General features: G+C 72.4%; 18 protein-coding genes. 8 read left to right on the top strand and 10 right to left on the bottom strand.

What is annotated here, in order from left to right:
* Nucleotides 1-29 precede the first annotated feature (29 nt).
* Nucleotides 30-1,550: a DUF6519 domain-containing protein gene (locus PS467_RS05995; protein WP_311034331.1), complete on the top strand. Its 1,521-nt coding sequence runs from the start codon at nucleotides 30-32 to the stop codon at nucleotides 1,548-1,550.
* Between the two features lie 78 nt (nucleotides 1,551-1,628).
* Entirely contained in the window at nucleotides 1,629-2,501 is an 873-nt protein-coding gene (locus PS467_RS05990; protein ID WP_311034330.1) for a peptidoglycan-binding protein, read from the top strand.
* 49 nt (nucleotides 2,502-2,550) lie between these two features.
* On the opposite strand, the gene PS467_RS05985 is transcribed toward PS467_RS05990, so the two are convergent.
* Nucleotides 2,551-3,195 carry a TetR/AcrR family transcriptional regulator gene (locus tag PS467_RS05985; RefSeq protein ID WP_311034329.1) on the bottom strand — a complete coding sequence of 215 codons (645 nt, stop codon included), beginning with the start codon at nucleotides 3,193-3,195 and terminating at the stop codon, nucleotides 2,551-2,553.
* A gap of 179 nt (nucleotides 3,196-3,374) precedes the next feature.
* Between PS467_RS05985 and PS467_RS05980 the strand changes: the two genes are divergently transcribed.
* The 3 genes from PS467_RS05980 (at nucleotide 3,375) to PS467_RS05970 (ending at nucleotide 7,716) form a co-directional block, all read left to right on the top strand.
* Nucleotides 3,375-4,688 carry a UDP-glucose dehydrogenase family protein gene (locus PS467_RS05980; RefSeq protein ID WP_311034328.1) on the top strand — a complete coding sequence of 438 codons (1,314 nt, stop codon included), beginning with the start codon at nucleotides 3,375-3,377 and terminating at the stop codon, nucleotides 4,686-4,688.
* 65 nt (nucleotides 4,689-4,753) lie between these two features.
* Nucleotides 4,754-5,986 carry a glycosyltransferase gene (locus tag PS467_RS05975; protein ID WP_311034327.1) on the top strand — a complete coding sequence of 411 codons (1,233 nt, stop codon included), beginning with the start codon at nucleotides 4,754-4,756 and terminating at the stop codon, nucleotides 5,984-5,986.
* A gap of 122 nt (nucleotides 5,987-6,108) precedes the next feature.
* Nucleotides 6,109-7,716: an MDR family MFS transporter gene (locus tag PS467_RS05970; protein ID WP_268970423.1), complete on the top strand. Its 1,608-nt coding sequence runs from the start codon at nucleotides 6,109-6,111 to the stop codon at nucleotides 7,714-7,716.
* A 77-nt stretch (nucleotides 7,717-7,793) separates the two neighbouring features.
* Here the strand turns inward: PS467_RS05970 and PS467_RS05965 are convergent, their stop codons facing one another.
* Nucleotides 7,794-8,510, bottom strand: coding sequence for an SDR family oxidoreductase (locus PS467_RS05965; protein ID WP_311034326.1), 717 nt, complete (start codon nucleotides 8,508-8,510; stop codon nucleotides 7,794-7,796).
* Nucleotides 8,511-8,581: 71 nt separating this feature from the next.
* Here PS467_RS05965 and PS467_RS05960 point away from each other — a divergent pair, with 71 nt between their 5' ends.
* Nucleotides 8,582-9,394 (top strand): helix-turn-helix transcriptional regulator, encoded by an 813-nt coding sequence (locus PS467_RS05960; RefSeq protein WP_311034325.1) that lies wholly within the window; start codon nucleotides 8,582-8,584, stop codon nucleotides 9,392-9,394.
* A gap of 54 nt (nucleotides 9,395-9,448) precedes the next feature.
* Here PS467_RS05960 and PS467_RS05955 read toward each other — a convergent pair whose 3' ends face one another.
* A complete protein-coding gene (locus PS467_RS05955; RefSeq protein ID WP_311034324.1) occupies nucleotides 9,449-9,715 on the bottom strand; it encodes a GlsB/YeaQ/YmgE family stress response membrane protein in 267 nt (88 codons plus the stop codon).
* Between the two features lie 619 nt (nucleotides 9,716-10,334).
* Complete coding sequence (locus PS467_RS05950) at nucleotides 10,335-11,303, bottom strand: alpha/beta hydrolase fold domain-containing protein (RefSeq protein WP_311034323.1); 969 nt, start codon at nucleotides 11,301-11,303, stop codon at nucleotides 10,335-10,337.
* A 263-nt stretch (nucleotides 11,304-11,566) separates the two neighbouring features.
* Between PS467_RS05950 and PS467_RS05945 the strand changes: the two genes are divergently transcribed.
* Nucleotides 11,567-12,223, top strand: coding sequence for a flavin reductase family protein (locus PS467_RS05945; RefSeq protein ID WP_311039769.1), 657 nt, complete (start codon nucleotides 11,567-11,569; stop codon nucleotides 12,221-12,223).
* On the opposite strand, the gene PS467_RS05940 is transcribed toward PS467_RS05945, so the two are convergent.
* Nucleotides 12,201-13,340: an acyl-CoA dehydrogenase family protein gene (locus PS467_RS05940; protein WP_311034322.1), complete on the bottom strand. Its 1,140-nt coding sequence runs from the start codon at nucleotides 13,338-13,340 to the stop codon at nucleotides 12,201-12,203. The two genes, PS467_RS05945 and PS467_RS05940, sit on opposite strands and share 23 nt — an antisense overlap.
* A gap of 90 nt (nucleotides 13,341-13,430) precedes the next feature.
* Here PS467_RS05940 and PS467_RS05935 point away from each other — a divergent pair, with 90 nt between their 5' ends.
* Nucleotides 13,431-14,024 carry a TetR/AcrR family transcriptional regulator gene (locus tag PS467_RS05935; protein ID WP_311034321.1) on the top strand — a complete coding sequence of 198 codons (594 nt, stop codon included), beginning with the start codon at nucleotides 13,431-13,433 and terminating at the stop codon, nucleotides 14,022-14,024.
* A gap of 490 nt (nucleotides 14,025-14,514) precedes the next feature.
* Here the strand turns inward: PS467_RS05935 and PS467_RS05930 are convergent, their stop codons facing one another.
* From PS467_RS05930 to PS467_RS05910, 5 genes are all read right to left on the bottom strand, one after another.
* Nucleotides 14,515-15,663: an NAD(P)/FAD-dependent oxidoreductase gene (locus PS467_RS05930; RefSeq protein ID WP_311039768.1), complete on the bottom strand. Its 1,149-nt coding sequence runs from the start codon at nucleotides 15,661-15,663 to the stop codon at nucleotides 14,515-14,517.
* A gap of 150 nt (nucleotides 15,664-15,813) precedes the next feature.
* A complete protein-coding gene (locus PS467_RS05925; protein WP_311034320.1) occupies nucleotides 15,814-16,698 on the bottom strand; it encodes an ABC transporter permease in 885 nt (294 codons plus the stop codon).
* Nucleotides 16,695-17,618 (bottom strand): ABC transporter permease, encoded by a 924-nt coding sequence (locus tag PS467_RS05920; protein ID WP_311034319.1) that lies wholly within the window; start codon nucleotides 17,616-17,618, stop codon nucleotides 16,695-16,697. The genes PS467_RS05925 and PS467_RS05920 overlap by 4 nt, the downstream gene beginning before the upstream one ends.
* Nucleotides 17,579-18,763: an ABC transporter ATP-binding protein gene (locus PS467_RS05915; protein WP_311034318.1), complete on the bottom strand. Its 1,185-nt coding sequence runs from the start codon at nucleotides 18,761-18,763 to the stop codon at nucleotides 17,579-17,581. Before PS467_RS05915 ends, PS467_RS05920 begins: the two co-directional genes overlap by 40 nt.
* Nucleotides 18,760-19,800: an ABC transporter substrate-binding protein gene (locus PS467_RS05910; protein ID WP_311034317.1), complete on the bottom strand. Its 1,041-nt coding sequence runs from the start codon at nucleotides 19,798-19,800 to the stop codon at nucleotides 18,760-18,762. Before PS467_RS05910 ends, PS467_RS05915 begins: the two co-directional genes overlap by 4 nt.
* Nucleotides 19,801-19,929: the final 129 nt, after the last annotated feature.

The raw sequence follows: 19,929 nt of genomic DNA, 5'->3' as shown, positions 1-19,929 counted from the left end.
TCCCAACCTGATCGAGGGGGACCCCTGCCATGTACGCCGATCTGTCCCGGCTCACCTTCCGGCCCGAGCGGCACTACTCCGCGGTCGTCGCCCAGCAGGGCCGCGTCCAGCTCGACGCCGACGCCAACGAGCAGACCGCCATCCAGCTCCACCAGGCCCGTACGCTCGCCGCCGATCTGATCGGGCGGCACGGCGGCCCGGCCGCGGACGCCGGTTTCCACATCACCTTCAAGGGCGGCAGCCGCGATCTGGACGACCTGATCATCGAGGGCGGCCGCTACTACGTCGACGGCATCCTGTGCGACGCGACCCGGCCGCGGCCCGCCGCCGCGGTCGACGACGAGGCGCCGGAAGGGGCCCCGGGCAAGGAGGGCGAGGCGGACGCGTCCGAACCGGACGAGCCGCCCGCCACCTGGACCTACTGGGACCAGCCGGACGCCTACCGGGACCCGGAGCGGCCGGGCGACCGGCTGCCGGAGCAGCGGCCGTTCCTGGTCTGCCTCAAGGTGTGGGAGCGGTCGGTCTCCGCGGCCGAGGACCCGGCGCTGCGCGAGGTGGCCCTCGGCCCGGCGATGCCGGACACGGCGGCGCGGGTCAAGGTGGTCTGGCAGGTGCTGCCGCTGGAGGGCTCGGCCCTGGGGCTGGAGAACCCGGACGGGGCGACCAAGGACCAGGTCGGCAAGGCGTTCGAGGCGTGGGCGGGGAAGGCGACGGCGCCCGCGTCCCGGCTGGCGGCCCGCGCCGAGCGGCCGGAACACGCGGACCAGGACCCTTGTCCGGTGCGGCCGGACGCCCGCTACCGGGGGCCGGAGAACCAGCTGTACCGGGTGGAGATCCACGAGGGCGGCACGGCGCGGGAGGCGACCTTCAAGTGGTCGCGGGAGAACGGCTCGGTGGTCTTCCCGGTCGACGAACTGGACGGCACCTGGGTGGAGTTGGCGACCCTGGGCGGCGACGACAAGCTGGATCTGAACGTCGGGGACCTGGTGGAGTTCGCGGACACGGCCTCCACCAGCCGTGGTGAACCGCTGCCGCTGCTGCGGGTGGAGGAGGTCGATCCGCCGGGGCGGCGGGTGCGGCTGTCCGGTGAGCCGGAGCCGGGGGTCGGGCGCCGCCCTGAGCTGCGGCCGTTCCTGCGCCGCTGGGACCACCGGGAGGGCACCCGGCGCCCCCGCAAGGGCGCGGCGGCGCGGCTGAAGCGCGGTGCGCTGCGGGTCGAGGAGGGCCGCTGGCTGCCGCTGGAGGACGGGGTCGAGGTGTACTTCGCCGCCGATGGCACCTACCGCGCCGGGGACCACTGGCTGATCCCGGCCCGTACCGCCACGGGCGCCGTGGAGTGGCCGGTGAACGCGGCCCGCACACCGCTGCTCCAGCCCCCGGCCGGGATCGAGGTGCACTACGCGCCACTGGCGTGGGTGACGGCCGAGCAGGCGGAGCTGGATCTGCGGATGGTGTTCGGGCCGCTGGCCACGCCCGCCCCGGCAGCGGACGCGGCGGCGCTCGCGGCGGAGGCCGAAGCGGAGGCCGAGGCCAGGGCCGAGGAGGCGTAGGCCCGGTGCGGGACCGATCGAGCCCCCGCCCCGCGCATCCGTACATCACCATGCCCCACCCCTAAGGAGCACATCACCATGGCCACACCGCTCACCGCCGACCGTCTGCTCAAGGCGCTGCGCGACGAGGGACTGGACGTCCACGAGTACCGCGACTGGCGCACTCACCACCGCAACGCCAAGGGCCCCTGGGGCCCGGTCAACGGGGTGATGATCCATCACACCGTCACCCAGGGCACGGCCTCCTCCGTGGAGCTGTGCTACGAGGGACACTCCTCGCTGCCGGGGCCGCTGTGCCACGGCGTCATCGACAAGTCCGGCGCGGTCCACCTGGTCGGCAACGGCCGCGCCAACCACGCGGGGCTCGGCGACGGCGATGTGCTCGAAGCCGTCGTCAACGAGTCCGCGCTGCCCCGTGACAACGAGGCCGACACCGACGGCAACCGCCACTTCTACGGTTTCGAGTGCGTCAACCTCGGCGATGGCGAGGACCCCTGGCCGGAGGCGCAGAAGCTGGCGATCGAGAAGGTGTCCGCGGCCATCTGCCGTGCCCACGGCTGGACCGAGCGCTCGGTGATCGGTCATCTGGAGTGGCAGCCGGGCAAGGTGGACCCGCGTGGCTTCTCGATGGACACCATGCGCGGCCGCATCGCCAAGCGGCTCGGCGCCAAGCCGGACGGCCCCGCTCCCCAACCACCGGCCGGCTACGAGCCGTTCCCGGGCGCCGGCTTCTTCCGTACCGGCCGCGAAAGCAAGATCATCACGGCCATGGGCAAGCGGCTGGTGGCCGAGGGCTGCGGACGCTACGAGGAGGGGCCGGGCCCCGAGTGGACCGAGGCGGACCGTACGTCCTACGCGGCCTGGCAGCGCAAACTGGGCTACTCCGGCGACGACGCGGACGGCGTTCCCGGCAGGGCCAGCTGGGACAAGCTGCGCGTGCCCAACGTGTAGCCGCCGCCACGCCGGCTTCCGCTGCCCCGGGGCCGGAACGGGGAGAGGGTCAGCGGCCCTCGCCACCACCCTCGTTGCCGGCCTCGGGGCAGCACGTGTGCAGCAGCGGGTCGAGACCCGCCTGGAGGTAGCGCAACAGTGTGTCGTGCGACGCGGCGGACAGCGCCGGTGAGCGGATGGACAGGCGCATGAGGGTGATGCCCATCATCCACGCCCCCAGCAACTCCGCCCGCACCTCGGCGTCCTCGCCCCCCAGACGCCGGGCGAACCGCTCCGAGAACACCTCGGCGATGTCCTCGCGGAGCCGCCCCAGGCTCTCCTCCCGGTTGGCGGAGCGCAGCTTGGTCAGCAGCGGATGCGGGGCCTGCTCCTCCGTGGGCGCCTTGGAGACGAGCTCGCAGATCCACCCCGACACCTCGTCCAGCGGCAGATGGCGCAATGGTTCGAACACACTGGCGGTGTTTCCCGACACGGTGTCGAACAGCCCCTTTTTTGAGCCGAAATAGCGGTAGACCAGGGCGGCGTCCACTCCGGCGTCCTTGGCGATGTCGCGCACGCCGCAGCCGTCGTAGCCGTATCGCGCGAACCGCAGCGCCGCGGCGCTCAGCAGCGCGGTGCGCGTGCCCGCCGCGTCGTATTTGCGGGGACGCGGGGGGAGGGCATCGCCTCGTCGCGCGTCATCTGCTCTGTTCACCTGTCGTAACCTCCGCCTGGACCGTCCCTCCATGCTGCCGGTTCAGTGGCGCATGTCCAGAAGTCATCCCTTCTTGTCATCACATGTTGACCAAGATCAGGGCCGACGCGTTATGTTTTGTCAACGCGTGGTGACTTTGGCTACCCGCTGAACCCCCCTCAGCAGAAGTGGTGATCCCCTTGCAGATACGACGCGTCGCCGTGGTGGGCACCGGCTACGTCGGACTGACCACCGGCGCCTGCCTGGCCTCGCTCGGCCATCGAGTGGTGTGCGCGGACACCGACCGCAACAAGGTCGAACGGCTGAGCCGCGGACAGGTCGACATCCTCGAACCCCGCCTGCCCGAACTGGTCCGGGAGGGACTGGACTCCGGGCGGCTGGAGTTCGTCCAGGACACCCGGGCCGCGGTCGCCGACGCCGACGTGGTGTTCCTGTGCCTGCCGACCCCGATGGGCGTCGGCGGCGCCGCCGACCTGGCCGCCGTCGAGGCCGTGGCGGACGAGATCCGCACGGATCTGCCGCACGGCAGCGTGGTGGTGAACAAGTCCACCGTGCCCGTCGGCACCGCCGAGCGCGTCGCGGCCCTGCTGGACCGCCCCGACGTGACCGTGGTGAGCAACCCGGAGTTCCTCCGCGAGGGTTACGCGGTGCGCGACTTCCTCAACCCCGACCGCATCGTGGTCGGCGCCGCCGACCGGGACGCGGCGCGGCGGGTGGCCGACCTCTACGCCGGGCTCGACGCCCCGCTGGTGCTCACCGACGCCGCGGGCGCCGAACTCGCCAAGTACGCGGCCAACTTCTTCCTGGCCATGAAGCTCTCCTTCGCCAACAACCTCGCCACCCTGTGCGAGCACTTCGGCGCCGAGGTGGACGATGTGCTGGCCGGTATCGGCCACGACCCCCGCATCGGCTCGGCCTTCCTCAAGCCGGGCCCCGGATGGGGTGGCTCCTGCCTGCCCAAGGACACCCACGCCCTGCTGACGATCTGCCAGGAGTCGGGCGTGGAGTTCCCGCTGCTGCGCGCCACCATCGAGACCAACGTCGAACACCAGCGGCTGCTCGTGGAGCGAGTGGTGGCCGGGTGCACCCCGGGCGACGGCTCGCTGCACGGGGTACGGCTGGCCGTGCTGGGCCTGGCCTTCAAGGCGGGCACCTCCGATCTGCGCGACTCGCCGGCCCTGGCCATCGCCCGGCTGCTCAAGGAGCGCGGCGCCGAACTCCACGCCTACGACCCCGCGCTCAGCGAGACCCGCCCCGATCTCAGCGATCTGCTCACGATCGCGGACACTCCCGAGGAAGCCCTGCGGGGAGCGCGCGCCTGCCTGGTCCTCACCGAGTGGCCGGAGTTCCGCGACCTCGACTGGGAGCACCTCGCCGGACTGCTGGAGACCCCGGTCGTCTACGACTTCCGCAACCTGCTGGACCCGGACGAGCTGCGCCGCGCCGGACTGACCTGTGAGGGCATCGGCCGCACGCCCGCGATGGCGCGCTGACCACTTTCGGGAATTCCCGCTCCATCCTCTCGACCCGAGACCCTTCCCACAGAAAGGCCCCTGCGTTGCGGGTTCTGTTCACCACGCTCGGCAGCCCCTCCCACGGCCGCGCCCAGCTCCCCCTGGCCCGAGCCCTCGCGGCGGCCGGCCACCAGGTGCTGGTGGTCACCACCCCCACCCTCGCCCCCGTCTTCGAACGCGACGATGTGCGGGTGACCGCGGGCTTCGACGACCTCAACCCGGGAACCTTCCTCGGCTCCGCGCTGGCCGAGGAGGCCGGCCCCGACGGTCCGCCGGACCTGGACCGGATGGAGGCCCAGGAGCGGCAGGCGTTCCAGGTGCGCGTCATCACCAAGGTCCTGTCCGGCCAGATGGCCTCCACGCTGCTGGACGCCGTGCTCCCGCTGGCCCGCGACTTCCGCCCCGACCTCATTCTCCGCGACGGCATGGACCTCGGCTCCTGCCTCGTCGCCGAAACCCTCGGCATACCCCAGCTGTCCACCCCGTCCGGGAGCGCCAACACCTATGATCCGGCGGTGCTGCTGCCGGGTCTCAACGCCCTGCGGGACCGGCACGGACTGGCCACCTCGGACGACCCGGCGTCACTCGTCCCGCACGGACGCATCGACTACGTACCGCCGGCCTTCTCCTTCTCCCAGCACCTGCCGGCGTCCTGGGCCTACCGGCAGACGGTGGACGTGGACCGCGGTGCCGTGCTGCCGCGCTGGGTCGCCGAACTGCCCACCGACCGCCCGATGGTGTTCGCCGCCATCGGCACCGCGTTGCCCATGATCCGCGACCAGGCACGCGAGGACGCCTCCGCGTCGGTCATGCCGATGCCGGACCCGGTGGACACGCTGCGCGCCATGGTCCAGGGCGTATCGCAACTGGAGGGGTGCACCGTCGTCCTCTCCACCTCCGGCATCCCCGTGGACACCGACGGGGTGCCCGCGCACGTGCACATCACCGACCGGCTGCCGCAGCCCCTGCTGCTGGAATCCGTGGACCTGTTCCTCACCCACGGCGGTTTCAACAGCATCCGCGAAGCGATGCGCACCGCGACCCCGCTGGCGGTGCTGCCCCAGTTCGGCGATCAGCCCGGCAACGCACGGCGGGTCCAGGAGCTCGGCCTCGGCCGGCACATCACCGACACCACACCGGACGGCATCGCCACCGCCTGCCGTGAGGTGCTGGCCGACGACGGCATCCGGGCCACGGCCCGCCGGGCGCGGCTGGAGATGCTGGCGCTGCCGGAGATCGAGAGCGCGGTCCCCGACCTGGAGAAGATCGCCGGATAACACCCCGCCGCCGGAGCCCGGACCCCGCGTCCGGGCTCCGGCCCCGGTTTCCCCCGCTCCCCCCACGCGCGGCGTTTCCCCCGCTTCCCACGCGCGGCAGAGAAGGTACGCAGGTAGTACGTATGTCGTCCTCATCCACCACCACCGAGCCCGAGGCCCCGGCCCGGCTGACGCACCGTCAGGTCGTCACCGTGCTGTCCGGGCTGGTGCTCGGCATGTTCCTCGCCGCGCTCGACCAGACCGTGGTCTCCTCGGCGCTGCGCACCATCGCCGACGATCTGCACGGCCTCACCGCCCAGGCGTGGGTGACCACCGCCTACCTCGTCACCGCCACCATCGTCACCCCGCTGTACGGGAAGCTGTCCGACATCTACGGCCGCCGGCCGGTCTATCTGAGCGCGATCGTGCTGTTCACCTTCGGATCGCTGCTGTGCGGGTTCGCCACCTCCATCCACCAGCTCGCGGCCTTCCGGGCGGTCCAGGGACTCGGCGGTGGCGGGCTGATGTCCCTCGCCATGACGATCATCGCCGACATCACCTCGCCCCGGGAGCGCGGCCGCTACCAGGGCTACATCACGGCGGTGTTCGCCAGTTCCAGCGTGGTCGGCCCCCTGGTGGGCGGGGTGTTCGCCGAGCGCGCCAGCCTGCTGGGCATCGACGGATGGCGCTGGATCTTCCTGGTCAACGTGCCGCTGGCGATCCTCGCCATCGTGGTGATCCTGCGCGTGCTGCACGTACCCCACCGCCCCGTACGCCACCGCCTGGACTACGGCGGGGCGCTGACCCTCGCGGTCGGGATCGTGCCGCTGCTCCTCGTCGCCGAACAGGGGCGCGGCTGGGGCTGGGGTTCGCCGCGGGCGCTGACGATGTACGCGATCGGGCTGGCCGGCCTGGTCTCCTTCGTCCTGCTGGAGCGGCGGATGGGAGACGCCGCGCTGCTGCCGGTCCGGCTGTTCCGCATCCGCGCGTTCCGGCTCGGCACCGTGCTGCACTTCACCGTGGGCATCGCCATGTTCGGCGCCATGACCACGCTTCCGCTCTATCTCCAGCTGGCCAAGGGGATGAGCCCGATGGGGGCGGGCCTGGCCACGCTGCCGACCATGGCGGCGAACGTGACGGTGACCCTGGTGGTGGGCCGGCTGATGTCCCGGACCGGCCGGTTCAAGGTCCATCTGGTGGCGGGCGTCGGCTCGCTCACCGTCGCCATGCTGGTCTTCGCCACGCTGCGGGACGACAGCCCACTGTGGTACGTCTCCATCGGCATGCTGTTCATGGGGGCGGGCCTCGGCGCGGCGATGCAGACGATCACCACACTGGCCCAGTCCGAGGTGCCCGGCCGGGACATGGGAGCGGCCACCGCGTCGGTGAACTTCTTCCGCTCCAACGGCGGCACAGTGGGCGCCGCCGCCTTCCTGTCCATCCTCTTCTCCCTGGCCGGTTCCCGGATCAGCGAGCACTGGGCCGCCGCCCGTCAGGACGCGTCGTTCCGCAGGCTCGCCGAGGAACCGGCGAACGCCGACGCGCTGAAGGGTGTCGTGCGGGCCGACGGCGGGGTGAACCTGGAGGACTCGGCCTTCCTCGGCCACCTCGACCCGGGCGTGGCGCAGCCGTTCCTGGAGGGCTATGTCAGCGCCATGCGCGTGGTCTTCCTCGCCGGCGCCGCGGTGGCGCTGATCGCCTTCGTGATCGCCGCCTGGCGGGTGCCGAACACCCAGCTCTCCGCCGACTGACCCGAGCCGACGGGACCGGCGGCGGACACCGCGCGGCGGCGCACCCGCCGCCGCGCGGTCCGCGTGACACCGGCGGTCTACCAGGCCGCCGGTGTGCCGTCCCAGGAGAAGAAGCCGCCGGTGGGCCCGGTGTCCGGGAGGAGGGCGAGCCGGACCGCGCCCGCCGCGCCCTCGGCCGGGTCACCGTCGCTCGCGGCGGCGCGGGCGTTCAGATCGGTGCTGCGCAGCCCGGGGGCCAGCGCGTTGACCTTGAACCCCTCGGCGGCCAGGGTCTGCGCGGAGAAGAGGGTCAGGGCGTTCAGAGCGGTCTTGGACGAGCGGTAGGCCGCAGCCGATCCGGCGGCGACGGCGAACTGGTGCTCCGGATCCGCGCTCCAGGTCAGCGAGCCGGTGCCGCTGGAGACATTGACGATCCGGGGCGCCGCCGAGCGGCGCAGGGCCGGCAGAAAGGCGTTGGTGACGGCGAGCACACCGAAGACGTTCGTCTCGTAGGTCCGGCGGAAGCTGTCGAGGTCCGCCTCGGGCGCCGTCTTGCCGTCCACCATGATGCCCGCGTTGTTGACCAGCACGTCCAGCCGCTCCACCCGCGCCGCGGCCGTGGCGATGCTGTCGGGGTCGGTCACGTCGAGCACCAGGAGCCGGGCGTCGCCGCCGATCTCCTGGACGGCCCGCCGCCCCCGTTCGGCGTCGCGGGACCCCACGTGGACGGTGAAGCCCTCGGCGACGAGCTGGCGTGCGATCTCCTTGCCGATGCCCTTGTTGGCACCGGTGACCAGTGCTGTGCGATCGTTCATGACAGCAACGATTCCCTGGCCATGCCGACCCTGCCAGGGACAACCTGTACCAGGCAGCCGAAGGAGGCAGCATGGCGAGACAGGAACTGGCCCGCTTCCTGCGGGACCGCCGCGAGGGACTGCGCCCCCAGGACATCGGTCTGCCCGCCGACCCGCACCGCCGCACTCCGGGGCTGCGGCGGGAGGAGGTGGCGGAGCTGGCCCATATGTCGGTCGACTACTACACCCGCCTCGAACAGGCCCGGGGCCCCCGGCCGTCACCACGCATCCTGGACGGGCTCGCGCAGGCGCTGCGGCTCGCGCCCGCCGAGCGCAGCCACCTGTTCCGGCTCGCGGGGACGAGCGCGCCGCCGGGCGTCCGGGCGGTGCGGCGGGTGCGTCCGCACGTCGCCCAGCTGCTGCGGCGGCTGCCCGACACCGGGGCGATCGTCACCGACGCCGCCTACGACGTGATCGCCTGGAACCCGCTGGCGCAGGCCCTGTTCGGCGACGACCTCGGCCGCCACCCCAACCTCGCCCGCCGCCGCTTCCTGGGCCAGGGCCACGCGTACGAGAGCTCCAGCGCCGAGGAGTTCGGACACATCGTGGTCGCACGGCTGCGCCGGGCCGCCGACCGCTACCCCCATGACGCGGCGCTCACCGGACTGCTGGGCGAACTGCGCGCCGGCAGCGAGGAGTTCCGGCAGATCTGGGAGGAGCGTCCGGTCCACGCACCCGGACACCGGTCCAAGACCGTCGCCCACCCCACGGCCGGCCCGCTCCGGCTGAACTGCGATGTGCTGCTCGTGCCCGAGGACGACCAGGAGGTGGTCCTGATCACGGCCGACCCCGGATCCCCCTCCGCCCGTACGATCCGCCGGCTCGCGGGCGCGACGGCGTCCTGACGCCCCGCGCCCGCCCCTGTGCCGGGTGGCGCCGTCAGCCGTCAGCGTCAGCCGTCAGTTCCGTGAATGGCCGAACAGAAGGCGGTAGACGACCAGCAGGACGAAGGCGCCGCCGATCGCCGCGCCCCAGGTGGTGGGGTCGTAGAACTCCCTCTGGACCGGACGGTCGAAGAACCGCGCGGAAATCCACCCGCCCACGAACGCCCCCGCGATGCCGATGACCGTGGTACCGACCAGCCCGCCGGGGTCACGTCCGGGGAGAAGGATCTTGGCGATCACCCCGGCGAGCAGGCCGAGGATGATCCAGCTGACGATGCTCACGTTGACGTCCCCTTTGTCGTGCCATTGGGCCGGACCGGCTTGATCATCGGATGCCCGAGAGGGCGGACACCATGCCTGCCCGGCGCAGCCGATGGCGGGGACGGGCATTCCGCCCTTCGCCCAGGTGGCCCGGCGCGGTTCGGCGACCGCCACCGCACGCGCCCTGGCCGACCGCGGGGAGCGGGCGCCTGGCTGCTGCCGCCCGCCGTCATCGCCTTCCGCGACACCCACCCGGAGGCGCGGTGACCGTGCGCAGCGCCCGTGGGGGACCGTGCCGACCGCCATCCGGCGGCCGAGGCCCTGGTCCGCGGCTGCCGGGCGGTCGACTGCGCACCGCAGATCGCCTATGAGACACATGACGACCAGGAGGCGTGGGCCATGGTGGCCGCCGGTCTGGCCGTGGCGCAGGGCCCCGGCCCTGGCCCTGGAAGGCATCCGGCCCGGCGTCAGCGTGCCCCCGCCGCGGCCGCCCGCCGCATCCAGCGTCCGCATGGCCGACCACGCCCTCCCCCCCCGCCGCCGGGGCCTTTATCGGCTCCCTGCGTGAGAGCGCGGCGGACCGGCGGAACGACCCGGAGCGGGGAGCCTGACCAGGTCCCGGCTCCGCCCCGGAACGGGCTCACAGCGCGGAGATCACCCGCCGGCGGTCGGCCATGGCCCGGCGCGCCAGGAGAGAGTCGGGGGCGAGACGGTCGTACTCATGGATGGCCCCGCTGTGGACATGCAGTTCGGCGGGGACGTCGGCGTCGGCGAGCCGCTGGGCGTAGCCGACGGCCTCGGCGCGGAAGATGTCGAGCTCTCCGACCTCGACATAGGCGGGCGCCAGCCCCTCGACGGAGGCGACCCGGGCCGGCGCCGCCGCCGGCGGCACGTCGTCGGTGCCGAACGCCTCGCCGAGCAGGGCGTGCCAGCCGGTCCAGTTGTCGTCCCAGGTCCAGGCGACATAGGGCGACAGCAGGGGGTCCGGGGTGAGGTTGCGGTCGTCGAGCATGGGATAGAGCAGGATTTGACGAGCGGGCGGAATCCCTCGGTCCCGGGCGAGGACCGCCGTGCCCGCGGCGAGCCCGCCCCCGGCGCTGTCCCCCATGACGGCGATGCGACCGGGGTCGACCCCGAACCCGGCCGACCGCTCGGACAGCCAGGCCAGCGCGGCGAACACGTCCTCGACCGGGCCGGTGCCGGTGGCCCCGTCGGGGGCCAGGCGGTAGTCCACGGACAGGAACGGCACCCCGGTCGCCTCGACGTATCCGGCGATGACGGAGTCGTAGAGGTCGACGCTGCCGGCGATCATCCCTCCGCCGTGGGCGTAGACGACCGCGGATCCGGGCGTGGAGTCGGCCTTCTCGTACCAGCGGACGAGGATCTCCGCCCCGTCCCGGGAGCGCACGGTGTGCGAGACCGCCTTCACCAGGGGATAGCCGGAGGGATAGGCGGGGAGCAGGGAGGCCAGCCACGCCATCGAGGCGGTGCCCCGGGCGCGCAGCGCCCGCCAGTCGTCGCGCTCGGGCGGGGGAGGGGGAGTGGGACCGCTCTGCTCGGCGAGGACTCGCAGCACCGCGGCGAGCTCGGGGTCGAGCGTATAGGCCATGGTCGACTCCGTTCGAGGACGGCGGGGCCGCTGCCCCGGCGGTCCTCACAGCCTCCCGTGTCCCGCTCGAGGGCCGGTACACAAAGCCCGGCGGCCGGTCGTCGACACCGCCCCGGAACCGGTCATCCGGTCTTCGGCGGCCGCCGAAACGTCCGGCTCCTAGGCTCCACGCCATGAACACCGCACCCCAGCACACCGCACCCCAGCGCACGGCAGCCCAGCACACCGCACCCCGGCACACCGCACGGGAGGCCGCCCGCCACATGGCGATCGAGCCCAGTGTCCTGTACTTCGGGACACCCGTGGTGCTCCTGTCGACGGAGAACGGGGACGGCTCGGCCAATCTCGCCCCGATCTCCTCCGCGTGGGCGCTGGGGCACACGGTGGTGCTCGGGCTGGGCCGTGACGGACAGACGGCCCGGAACCTGCGCAGCCGGCCCGAGCTGGTGATCAATCTGCCCGCCCCGGGCCAGTGGCGGGCGGTGGAGCGGCTGGCGCCGCTGACCGGCCGGAACCCGGTGCCCCCGACCAAGGCGGAGGGGTGCCGATTCGTACCGGACAAGTTCGGTGCGGCCGGCCTGACCGAGGAGCCGTCCCATGTGGTCCGGCCGCCTCGCGTCGCCGAATGCCCCGTCCAGCTGGAGGCCCGCGCCGAGCGGGTGCGGCCGGACGTCGCCGGGGAATTCGTCATCGTCGAGGCCGGGGTGGCGAAGGTCCACGCCGACCCGCGGATCGTCGTGCCCGGCACCGACTACATCGACCCGGCCGCCTGGAGCCCGCTCATCTACAACTTCCGGCACTACTTCGGACTCGGCCCGGAACTCGGCCACAGCTACCGCACCCAGACTCCCCGCACCCAGACTCCCCGCACCACGTCCTCGCCGGGACGGGGCGGGGTCAGCGGGCGAAGCCGCGGCTGATGACCAGGCGCTGGATCTGGTTCGTGCCCTCGAATATCTGCATGATCTTGGCCTCGCGCATATAGCGCTCGACCGGGAAGTCACGGGTGTAGCCATAGCCGCCGAGGACCTGGACGGCGTCGGTGGTGACCTTCATGGCGGCGTCGGTGGCGATGAGCTTGGCGACGCTGGCCTGCCGGCTGTAGGGACGGCCGAGGTCGCGGCGGCGAGCGGCGTCGAGGTAGGTCGCGCGGGCGGAGTCGACGGCGGCGGCCATGTCGGCGAGCAGGAACCCGAGGCCCTGATGGTCGATGATCTTCTTTCCGAAGGTGGTGCGCTCGTTGGCGTAGTCGACGGCGACGTCGAGGGCGGCCTGGGCGAGCCCGGTGGCACAGGCGGCGATGCCGAGCCGGCCGGAGTCGAGCGCGCTGAAGGCGATCTGGAGACCCTGGCCCTCGGCGCCGATGAGGCGGTCGTGGTCGAGCAGCGCGCCGTCCCAGTGGGCGGTGGTGGTGGGGATGGCGTGCAGGCCCATCTTCTCCTCCGGCTTGCCGAACGACAGGCCGTCGGCCCGGCCGGGGGCGAGCAGGCAGGAGACGCCGTGGCTGCCCTCGCCGGTGCGCGCGAACAGTGCGTAGAAGTCGGCGCGCCCGCCGTGGGTGATCCAGGCCTTGGTGCCGGTGATCCGGTAGCCGTCGCCCTCCTTGTCGGCGCGGCAGGTCAGGGCGGCGGCGTCGGAGCCGGCCTGCGGCTCGGAGAGGCTGTAGCCGCCCACGGCCTCTCCCGTGAGCATGCCGGGCAGCCACCGCTGCCGCTGCTCCTCGGTGCCGAAGGTGGCCAGCGGGAAGCAGGCGAGGCCGTGCACGCTGGTGGCCACGGCGACCGCGGCCCACCGGGCCGCCAGCTCCTCGAGGACCTGGAGATAGACCTCGTACGGCTGACCGCCGCCGCCGAACTCCTCGGGGTAGGGGAGGCCGAGCAGACCGGCCTTGCCCAAGGTCGTGAACAGCCCTTCCGGGTAGGTCTCCCGGCGCTCGTACCGGTCGGCCCGGGGCGCGAGCTCCTTGTCGGCGATATCGCGGGTCAGCGCGATGAGGTCCTCGGCCTCTTGGGTGGGGAGGAGTCGGTCCACGCTCATGGAAGCCTCCTTATCGGTACCACCATCGGTACTGAGGTATTCACAAGAGTACCGTTAATTCTCGCTCGGCGTCCATGAGACGATCGGAAGGTGACCAGCAGCGCCCCTGTACGCCGTGGAGAAGCCCGCCGCGTCGAGCTTGAGAACGGCGTCGTGCGGCTGATCCTGTCCGAAGGCTTCGCCCAGCTGACCCTGGACGACATCGCCGCACGCCTGCACTGCTCGAAGCGGACGCTCTACACGCTGGCGGGCAGCAAGGAACAACTGGTCCGCGCGGCCGTGGTGCGGTTCTTCCGCTTCGCGACCGAGCGGGTCGAACGGGCCGTCGCGGCCGAGGGCCTGTCCCCGGCCGCCCGGATCACCGCATACCTGAACGCGGTCGCGGCCGAACTCGCCGTCGCCTCGCCCCGGTTCTTCGACGATCTGGCCTCGTTCGCGCCGGCCGCCGAGGTCTACGAGCGCAACACCCAGGCCGCGGCGCGCAGGATCGGCGAGCTGATCGACGACGGCGTGACCAAGGGCGCGTTCCGTGACGCGCACGCCGGATTCGTCGCCGACCTCGTGGCGGCGCAGATGGTCCGCATCCAGCGCCGCGCGGTGGCCGCGAGCACGGGCCTGTCGGACAGCGAGGCCTACGCCGAGCTGGCCGCCCTGGTCACGGCGGGCCTGAGCCATCCCGCGTGACGGTGCCGCTCAGGTGCGAGACGCGGCCCGGAGCCGGGTGACACGGCGATCAGCCGGGGCGGGTGGTGGCCGTACGTGGTCGCCCCTTGACCGCGATGGACGTTCGCCTCCGCCTGTGGTGGATGTGGGTCGCTCCTCGCCTGTGGTGGACGTTCGCCCGCCCTGCCCGCGGTAGATATGGCCGCCTTCCCGCCTGTGGTGGACGTGGCCACCACTCGTGAATGGGGTCGCCTTCCCGCCTGCCGCAGATGTGGCCACCCTTTGCCCGTGGCAGACGTTCGCTCGCCCCGCCCGCGGTAGATGTGGCCGCCTTCCCGCCTGCCGCAGACGCGGCCACCCCCGCTCGCGGCGGACCTCCTCCCCCCACCCCCCGCCCGCGGCGGACGTGGCCACCACCCGCCCACCGCAGACGCTCACGGGCCCACACGCCGGTTCGTCACCCGGCACCGGTCAGGTCACCGCCCCCAGGCACCGGCGGGCCCGTTCCGTCTCACTGTTCTCCGGGGCGGCGTGCCGGAGGCGGCGGGGGCAGGGCCTCGCCCGAGGTGAAGCGCCCGGGCCGGAAGTCCGACAGCAGGGGGGACTCGTCGCCGTACAGCTCGTCCGCGACCAGGCGGCCGAGCAGGGGGGCCAGGGTGATGCCGCTGTGGGTCGCCACCACGTAGAACGGGACGTCGGTGGCGGCGAAGCCCGCCACCGTGAAGCCGTCGCCCGGCATGGCCCGCCGGCCGACCCGGACCTTCTCCATCGCGGCTCCCTCGGTGCCGGTCAGCACCTCGGGCAGACGGGCCAGGAGTTCGGTGGCGATCCCACCGTCGGGCGGGTACGACTCGGCGGGGTCGGCGGCGGCGTCCAGGTCCAGGGCCTGGAGCAGCAGGCGGCCGCCGCCGTCGGGGCGGACGTTGAGCCGTGGGCCGGTCAGGACGCGGGACAGGCGCGCGGCCACCGGTGCGGTGGTGGCGAGGAAGCCGACCGTCGCCGAGCCGGCCAGATCCGGGTCCACCATGGGGATGTGCGCACCGGCCAGTTCGGCCACTCCTTGCGTCCACCGGCCCACGCAGCTCACCACCGTGTCCGCGGCATGGCGGCCGCCGTCGGAGCAGACCACGGTGGTGCCCGCCGGGCCGTGCTCGATGGCGGTCACCCGGGCGCCGCCCACCACCGTCACGCCCAGGTCTCTGGCACCGCCCAGCAGCCGGGACAGCAGCAGCACGGGCAGGGTGTACGCCTCCTGGGGGAAGAAGGCGAACCGGGCGTGCGACGGTGCCGCCGCGAGGTCCGGCTCCAGCTTCCGGGCCCGTTCCGCGGTGATCCACTCCACCGGGTAGTCCCTCTCCCGGAGCCGGGCCACCCGCGCGGCGAGCACCTCCTTGTGCCGGTCCGTCACCGCCCACTCCAGGTTCCCGGTGGGGAAGAACCACGGCGCGCCGCCCCCGGCGAACTCGTGGTGGGCCCGCATCCCCGCGTGGTTGAGCGCGAAGTACGGCTCCGGCTCCTTGTTCGCGCTGTTGACCCAGGCGAACGAGGTCGCGGTGGTGCCCGCGCCGGGGTGTTCCGCCTCCAGCACGGTGACGCGGGCGCCGCGGGCGGCCAGTTCGGCCGCCACGGCCGCGCCCACCACTCCGGCTCCGATGACCACAACTCGCAAGGCAATCCTCCTCAGTCTCCGGTGCACGCGTCTTCGGGCACGCCGGAACAGGGCCTGGCCCGGGAACGCCGTGCGGGAACGGTGTGTGCGCTCGCTGTGCACGCACGGTGTGTGCGCAACGTGCGTGCGCGGAGCACGGGGTCAGCGCTCGGGGTCGGCCCCGAAGAGATGGGCGACACCGACGACGCGCTCGATGACGACGACGACCACCGCGGCGAAGAACACCATCACGGTGCCCACGGCGGTCACGGTCGGGTCGTAGTTGTACTGGAGGTAGTTGAAGATCCGCACCGGCAGGGTCTGCATGTCCGTGGTCACCACGAACAGCGCGATGGTCAGGTCGTCGAAGGAGGTGATCAGGGCGAAGAACGCCCCCGCGACCATCGGTCCGCGCACGGCGGGCAGCGTCACGTGCCAGAACACCCGCGGCGCCGTCGCGCCCAGACCGGCGGCGGCCAGCTCCGCCGACCGGTCCAGCCCGGCGAGCCCGGCCAGGACCAGGCGGACGGTGTACGGGACGGTCAGCACCAGGTGTGCCAGCAGCAGGGTGAGCGGGCTGGAGGCCATGCCGAGCTGGGCGTACCACTGGAGCAGTCCGATGCCGAGCACGATCGTCGGCACGGCGAACGCGCTGGAGAACAGCCTGTCCAGCACCGACTTCCCCGGGAACGGATAGCGGTGGATGGCCAGCCCCGCGGCGAGCCCGAGCGCCGTGGACACCACCGCGGCGCCCGCCGCCACGCCGATGCTGATCAGGAACGAGTCCAGGAACTCGGGCCGGTTCAGCAGCTCCGCGTACCAGTGCAGGGTCAGCCCCTTCGGCGGGAAGGTGACATAGCTGGTGGTAGTGAGCGACGAAGCGATGGTCACGAGCACGGGAGCCATCAGGAACAGGCCGACCAGCGCGGCGAACACGGCTCCGAGCAGCCGTCCCGCGCGCCCGCCCACGCCCGTGGCGGCCGGTTTGCCCACCGGCGTGTCCGCGGCCTTGCCCGCCGCCCCGCTCCCCGTGGTCGCCGCCCTCATGCGAACACCTCCTTGCCCCCGCGCCCGCGCAGCAGCCGGGCGTACCCCGCCGTCAGGACGGTCGTCACCACGATCAGGACGAAGCCGATCGCCGCCGCGTACGGCCAGTTCAGATTGGATGTGGCCTCGGTGTAGACGAAGTACGGCATCAGCTTCACCGTGGGCCCGCCCAGAATCGCCGGGGTGACGAAGCTGGAGACGGTCAGGCTGAACACGATCAGCGAACCGGCGAGCATGCCCGGCAAGGACAGCGGGACGGTGATCCGCCAGAAGCACGTCCAGCCGCCGGCCCCCAGGCCCTTGGCCGCGGGGGTGAGGGCCGGGTCGATCCGGTCCAGGCTGCCCATCAGCGGCAGCACCATGTAGGCGAGCATCACGTGCACCATGCCGACGACGACCGCGGTGTCGTTGTACAGCATCTTCGGCGCGTCCAGGCCCACGGCGTGGAACGCGTCCGCGACCGGCCCCTTCGGCCCGAGCAGCACCAGCCACCCGTACGCCCTGGTCACCATGGAGATGAGCAGCGGGGACAGCAGCACGAGGGAGAGGTAGTTGCGCGCCCTGGGAGAGCGCCCGCGCAGATAGACGGCGAACGGGTAGCCCACGACGAGGCAGCCGAGCGTGGTCAGCGCGCCGATCCACAGGGTGTGCCACAGCACGCCCCGGTAGAAGGAGTCCCCGAGGAACCGCGTGTAGTTGTCCAGGGTGGGGTCGCCCGCCTGGGTGCGGAAGCTGTTGTACACCAGCATGAACAGCGGTGCGACGAAGAGCAGGGCGAGTACGGCGATGGCCGGGGAGGCCAGCAGCAGACCGGTGCGCCAGGGGCCGCGCCGCTTGACCGGCCCGGTAGCCGGCGGCGCCGGCGCGGAGCCGCCGGGCGTCAGGGCCGGGCCGCGAGCGACGCGTGCTGTGGCTGCCATGCGCAGATCACCTCCTCGCCCAGACCGGGCACGTCGGAACCGAACGGCATCGTGGCCTCCACGCGTCCCGCGGCCGTGGCCACCGCACAGCGCACGCGGGTGCCGAGGAAGCGGGTGGCCTCGACGGTGCCGGGAAGCCCCGGCTCCGCGGTCCGGCCGGCGGATGTGCCGTCCGCGCGGCCCTCCCCGGGGCCGGGTACGGGCAGCACCCGCACGGCCTCCGGCCGCACATAGAGCCGTACCTCCTCGCCATCGTCCGGCGCGGGGCCGACCGGCGTCGCCGTGACCAGGTGGGTGCCGATCCGGCAGCGGTGGCCGTTGGTGGCCGTCCCCGCCGCGATGCCGTCGAGCACGTTCACCTCACCGACGAACCGCGCCACGAAGTCCGTGGCCGGACGCAGATACACGGTCTCGGGGTCGTCCAGCTGGTGGATCGTCCCCTCGGCCATCACCGCGATCCGGTCCGACACCGCCAGTGCCTCGTCCTGGTCGTGGGTGACCAGGATCGTGGTGGTGCCCACCCGGCGCTGGAGGGCGGCGACCTCCTCGCGCAGGCGCACCCTGAGCTGGGCGTCGAGGTTGGAGAACGGCTCGTCGAGCAGCAGCAGATCGGGTTCCACGACCAGCGCCCTGGCCAGGGCCGTGCGCTGGCGCTGCCCGCCGGAGAGCTGACGCGGGTACCGCTCGCCCATGCCGTCGAGTCCCACCAGCTCCAGGGCCTCGGCAGCCCTGTGCCTGCGCCGGGCTGCCCCCACCTTGCGCATCCGCAGGCCGAACGCGATGTTCTCCGCCACCGTCATGTGCGGGAAGAGCGCGTAGGACTGGAAGACCATGCCCATGGTCCGCCGGTTCGCCGGAAGCCGGGTGATGTCGCGGCCGTCCACCTCCACCGCGCCCGAGTCGGGCAGCAGATGGCCCGCCACCATGTTCAGTGTGGTGCTCTTGCCGCATCCCGAGGGCCCGAGCAGGGTGAGGAACTCCCCGGGCTCCATCGTCAGGTCGATACCGCGCACGATCTCCTTGCCACCGAGGGACTTGCGGATCCCCTTGAGGACCAGCCGCCCCCGGGCGCTCCCGGTCCGTCCGGCGGTGTCCGGCCCGGTGGCCGCGCCCGCCACGCCCACGGTTCCCGTTCCCGCGCTCACTTGCTCTCCACCCGCTTGTTCCACGTGTCGGTCCAGGCCGCGCGGTTCTTGTTGATCGTCTTCCAGTCGAGCTTCAGCAGGGAGTCCACCTTGTCGGCGCTGACGACCTTGTTCTTCAGCGCGGGGTCCTCCTTGACGCCGCGGACCACCGAGCCGTCATAGGTCGCCTTGGCCAGCGCCCGCTGGACGGACGGCTCCAGCAGATGGGCGACGAACTTCTGGGCCAGCTCCTGATGCGGTGCCTTCTTGACCACGTTCGCCGTGGTCACCAGGGCGATGGCGCCGTCCTTCGGGTAGACGAAGGCGATCGGGAAGTCCTTGTCCGCCAGCGTCGAGGTCCGCGACACCCCCCACACCGAGGCGGCGGCCTGGCCCTGGAGGAAGTAGTTGGACACATCGGCGGTGGTGTCGAACGTGACCGCGTTCCCGGCGATCTCCCTGACCGCCGTGAAGCCGGGGCCGACGTCCCGCTCCGAGCCGCCGTTCGCCCGGGACGCGCCGACCAGCAGCCCCACCCCGTAGGTGTTGGTGATCGACGGCAGGACCACCTTGTCCTTCAGCTTGGGGTTCGCCAGGTCCTCCCAGGTGGTGGGCTTGGGGACGCCGTGTTCCGCGAACCACTCGGGGTTGTAGGCGATGCCGGTGGCGGTGAGCCCGAAGCCCACCCCGGAGTCGTTTTCCATCCGGGCGATCTTCACCACGTGGTCCACGGGCACCACCTTGGTGTCGATCGACGCGAGCAGTCCGGCCTCCTGCGCCTGCGCCTGGGGGCCGTCGTCGACCAGTGCCACGTCGATCTGCGGGTGGGCGCGCTGCGCCTTGAGCTTGGCGACGGTGTCGGTGGAGGAGCCGGGGATGTAGGTGACCTTGCAGCCGCAGCTCTTCTCGAACGTGGGCAGCACCGAGTCGTGGAACGCCGTCTCGAACGAGCCGCCGTAGCCGGCCACCACCAGGGCACCCCCCTTTCCGCCCCCGGCGGAGGCGGTGGGGGAGCCGCAGCCGGTGACGGCGACGGTGAGTGCGAGGGCACTTGACACGGCACACAGGGCGGACAGGGCTGATCGGTGGGAATCCATGGCTACCTCCTGCGATGAGGGATGGAAGTGCCGTTCCCGCGACCGGAGGAGGCGGGAGGGAGGGGGAGACGATGTGGGGGCCGAGGGGTG

The sequence above is a fragment of the Streptomyces luomodiensis genome, from assembly GCF_031679605.1.
In the GTDB taxonomy this organism is placed as follows: domain Bacteria; phylum Actinomycetota; class Actinomycetes; order Streptomycetales; family Streptomycetaceae; genus Streptomyces; species Streptomyces luomodiensis.
Note: the sequence above shows the minus strand (reverse complement) of the source record. Positions and strands in the feature narration are given on the sequence as shown.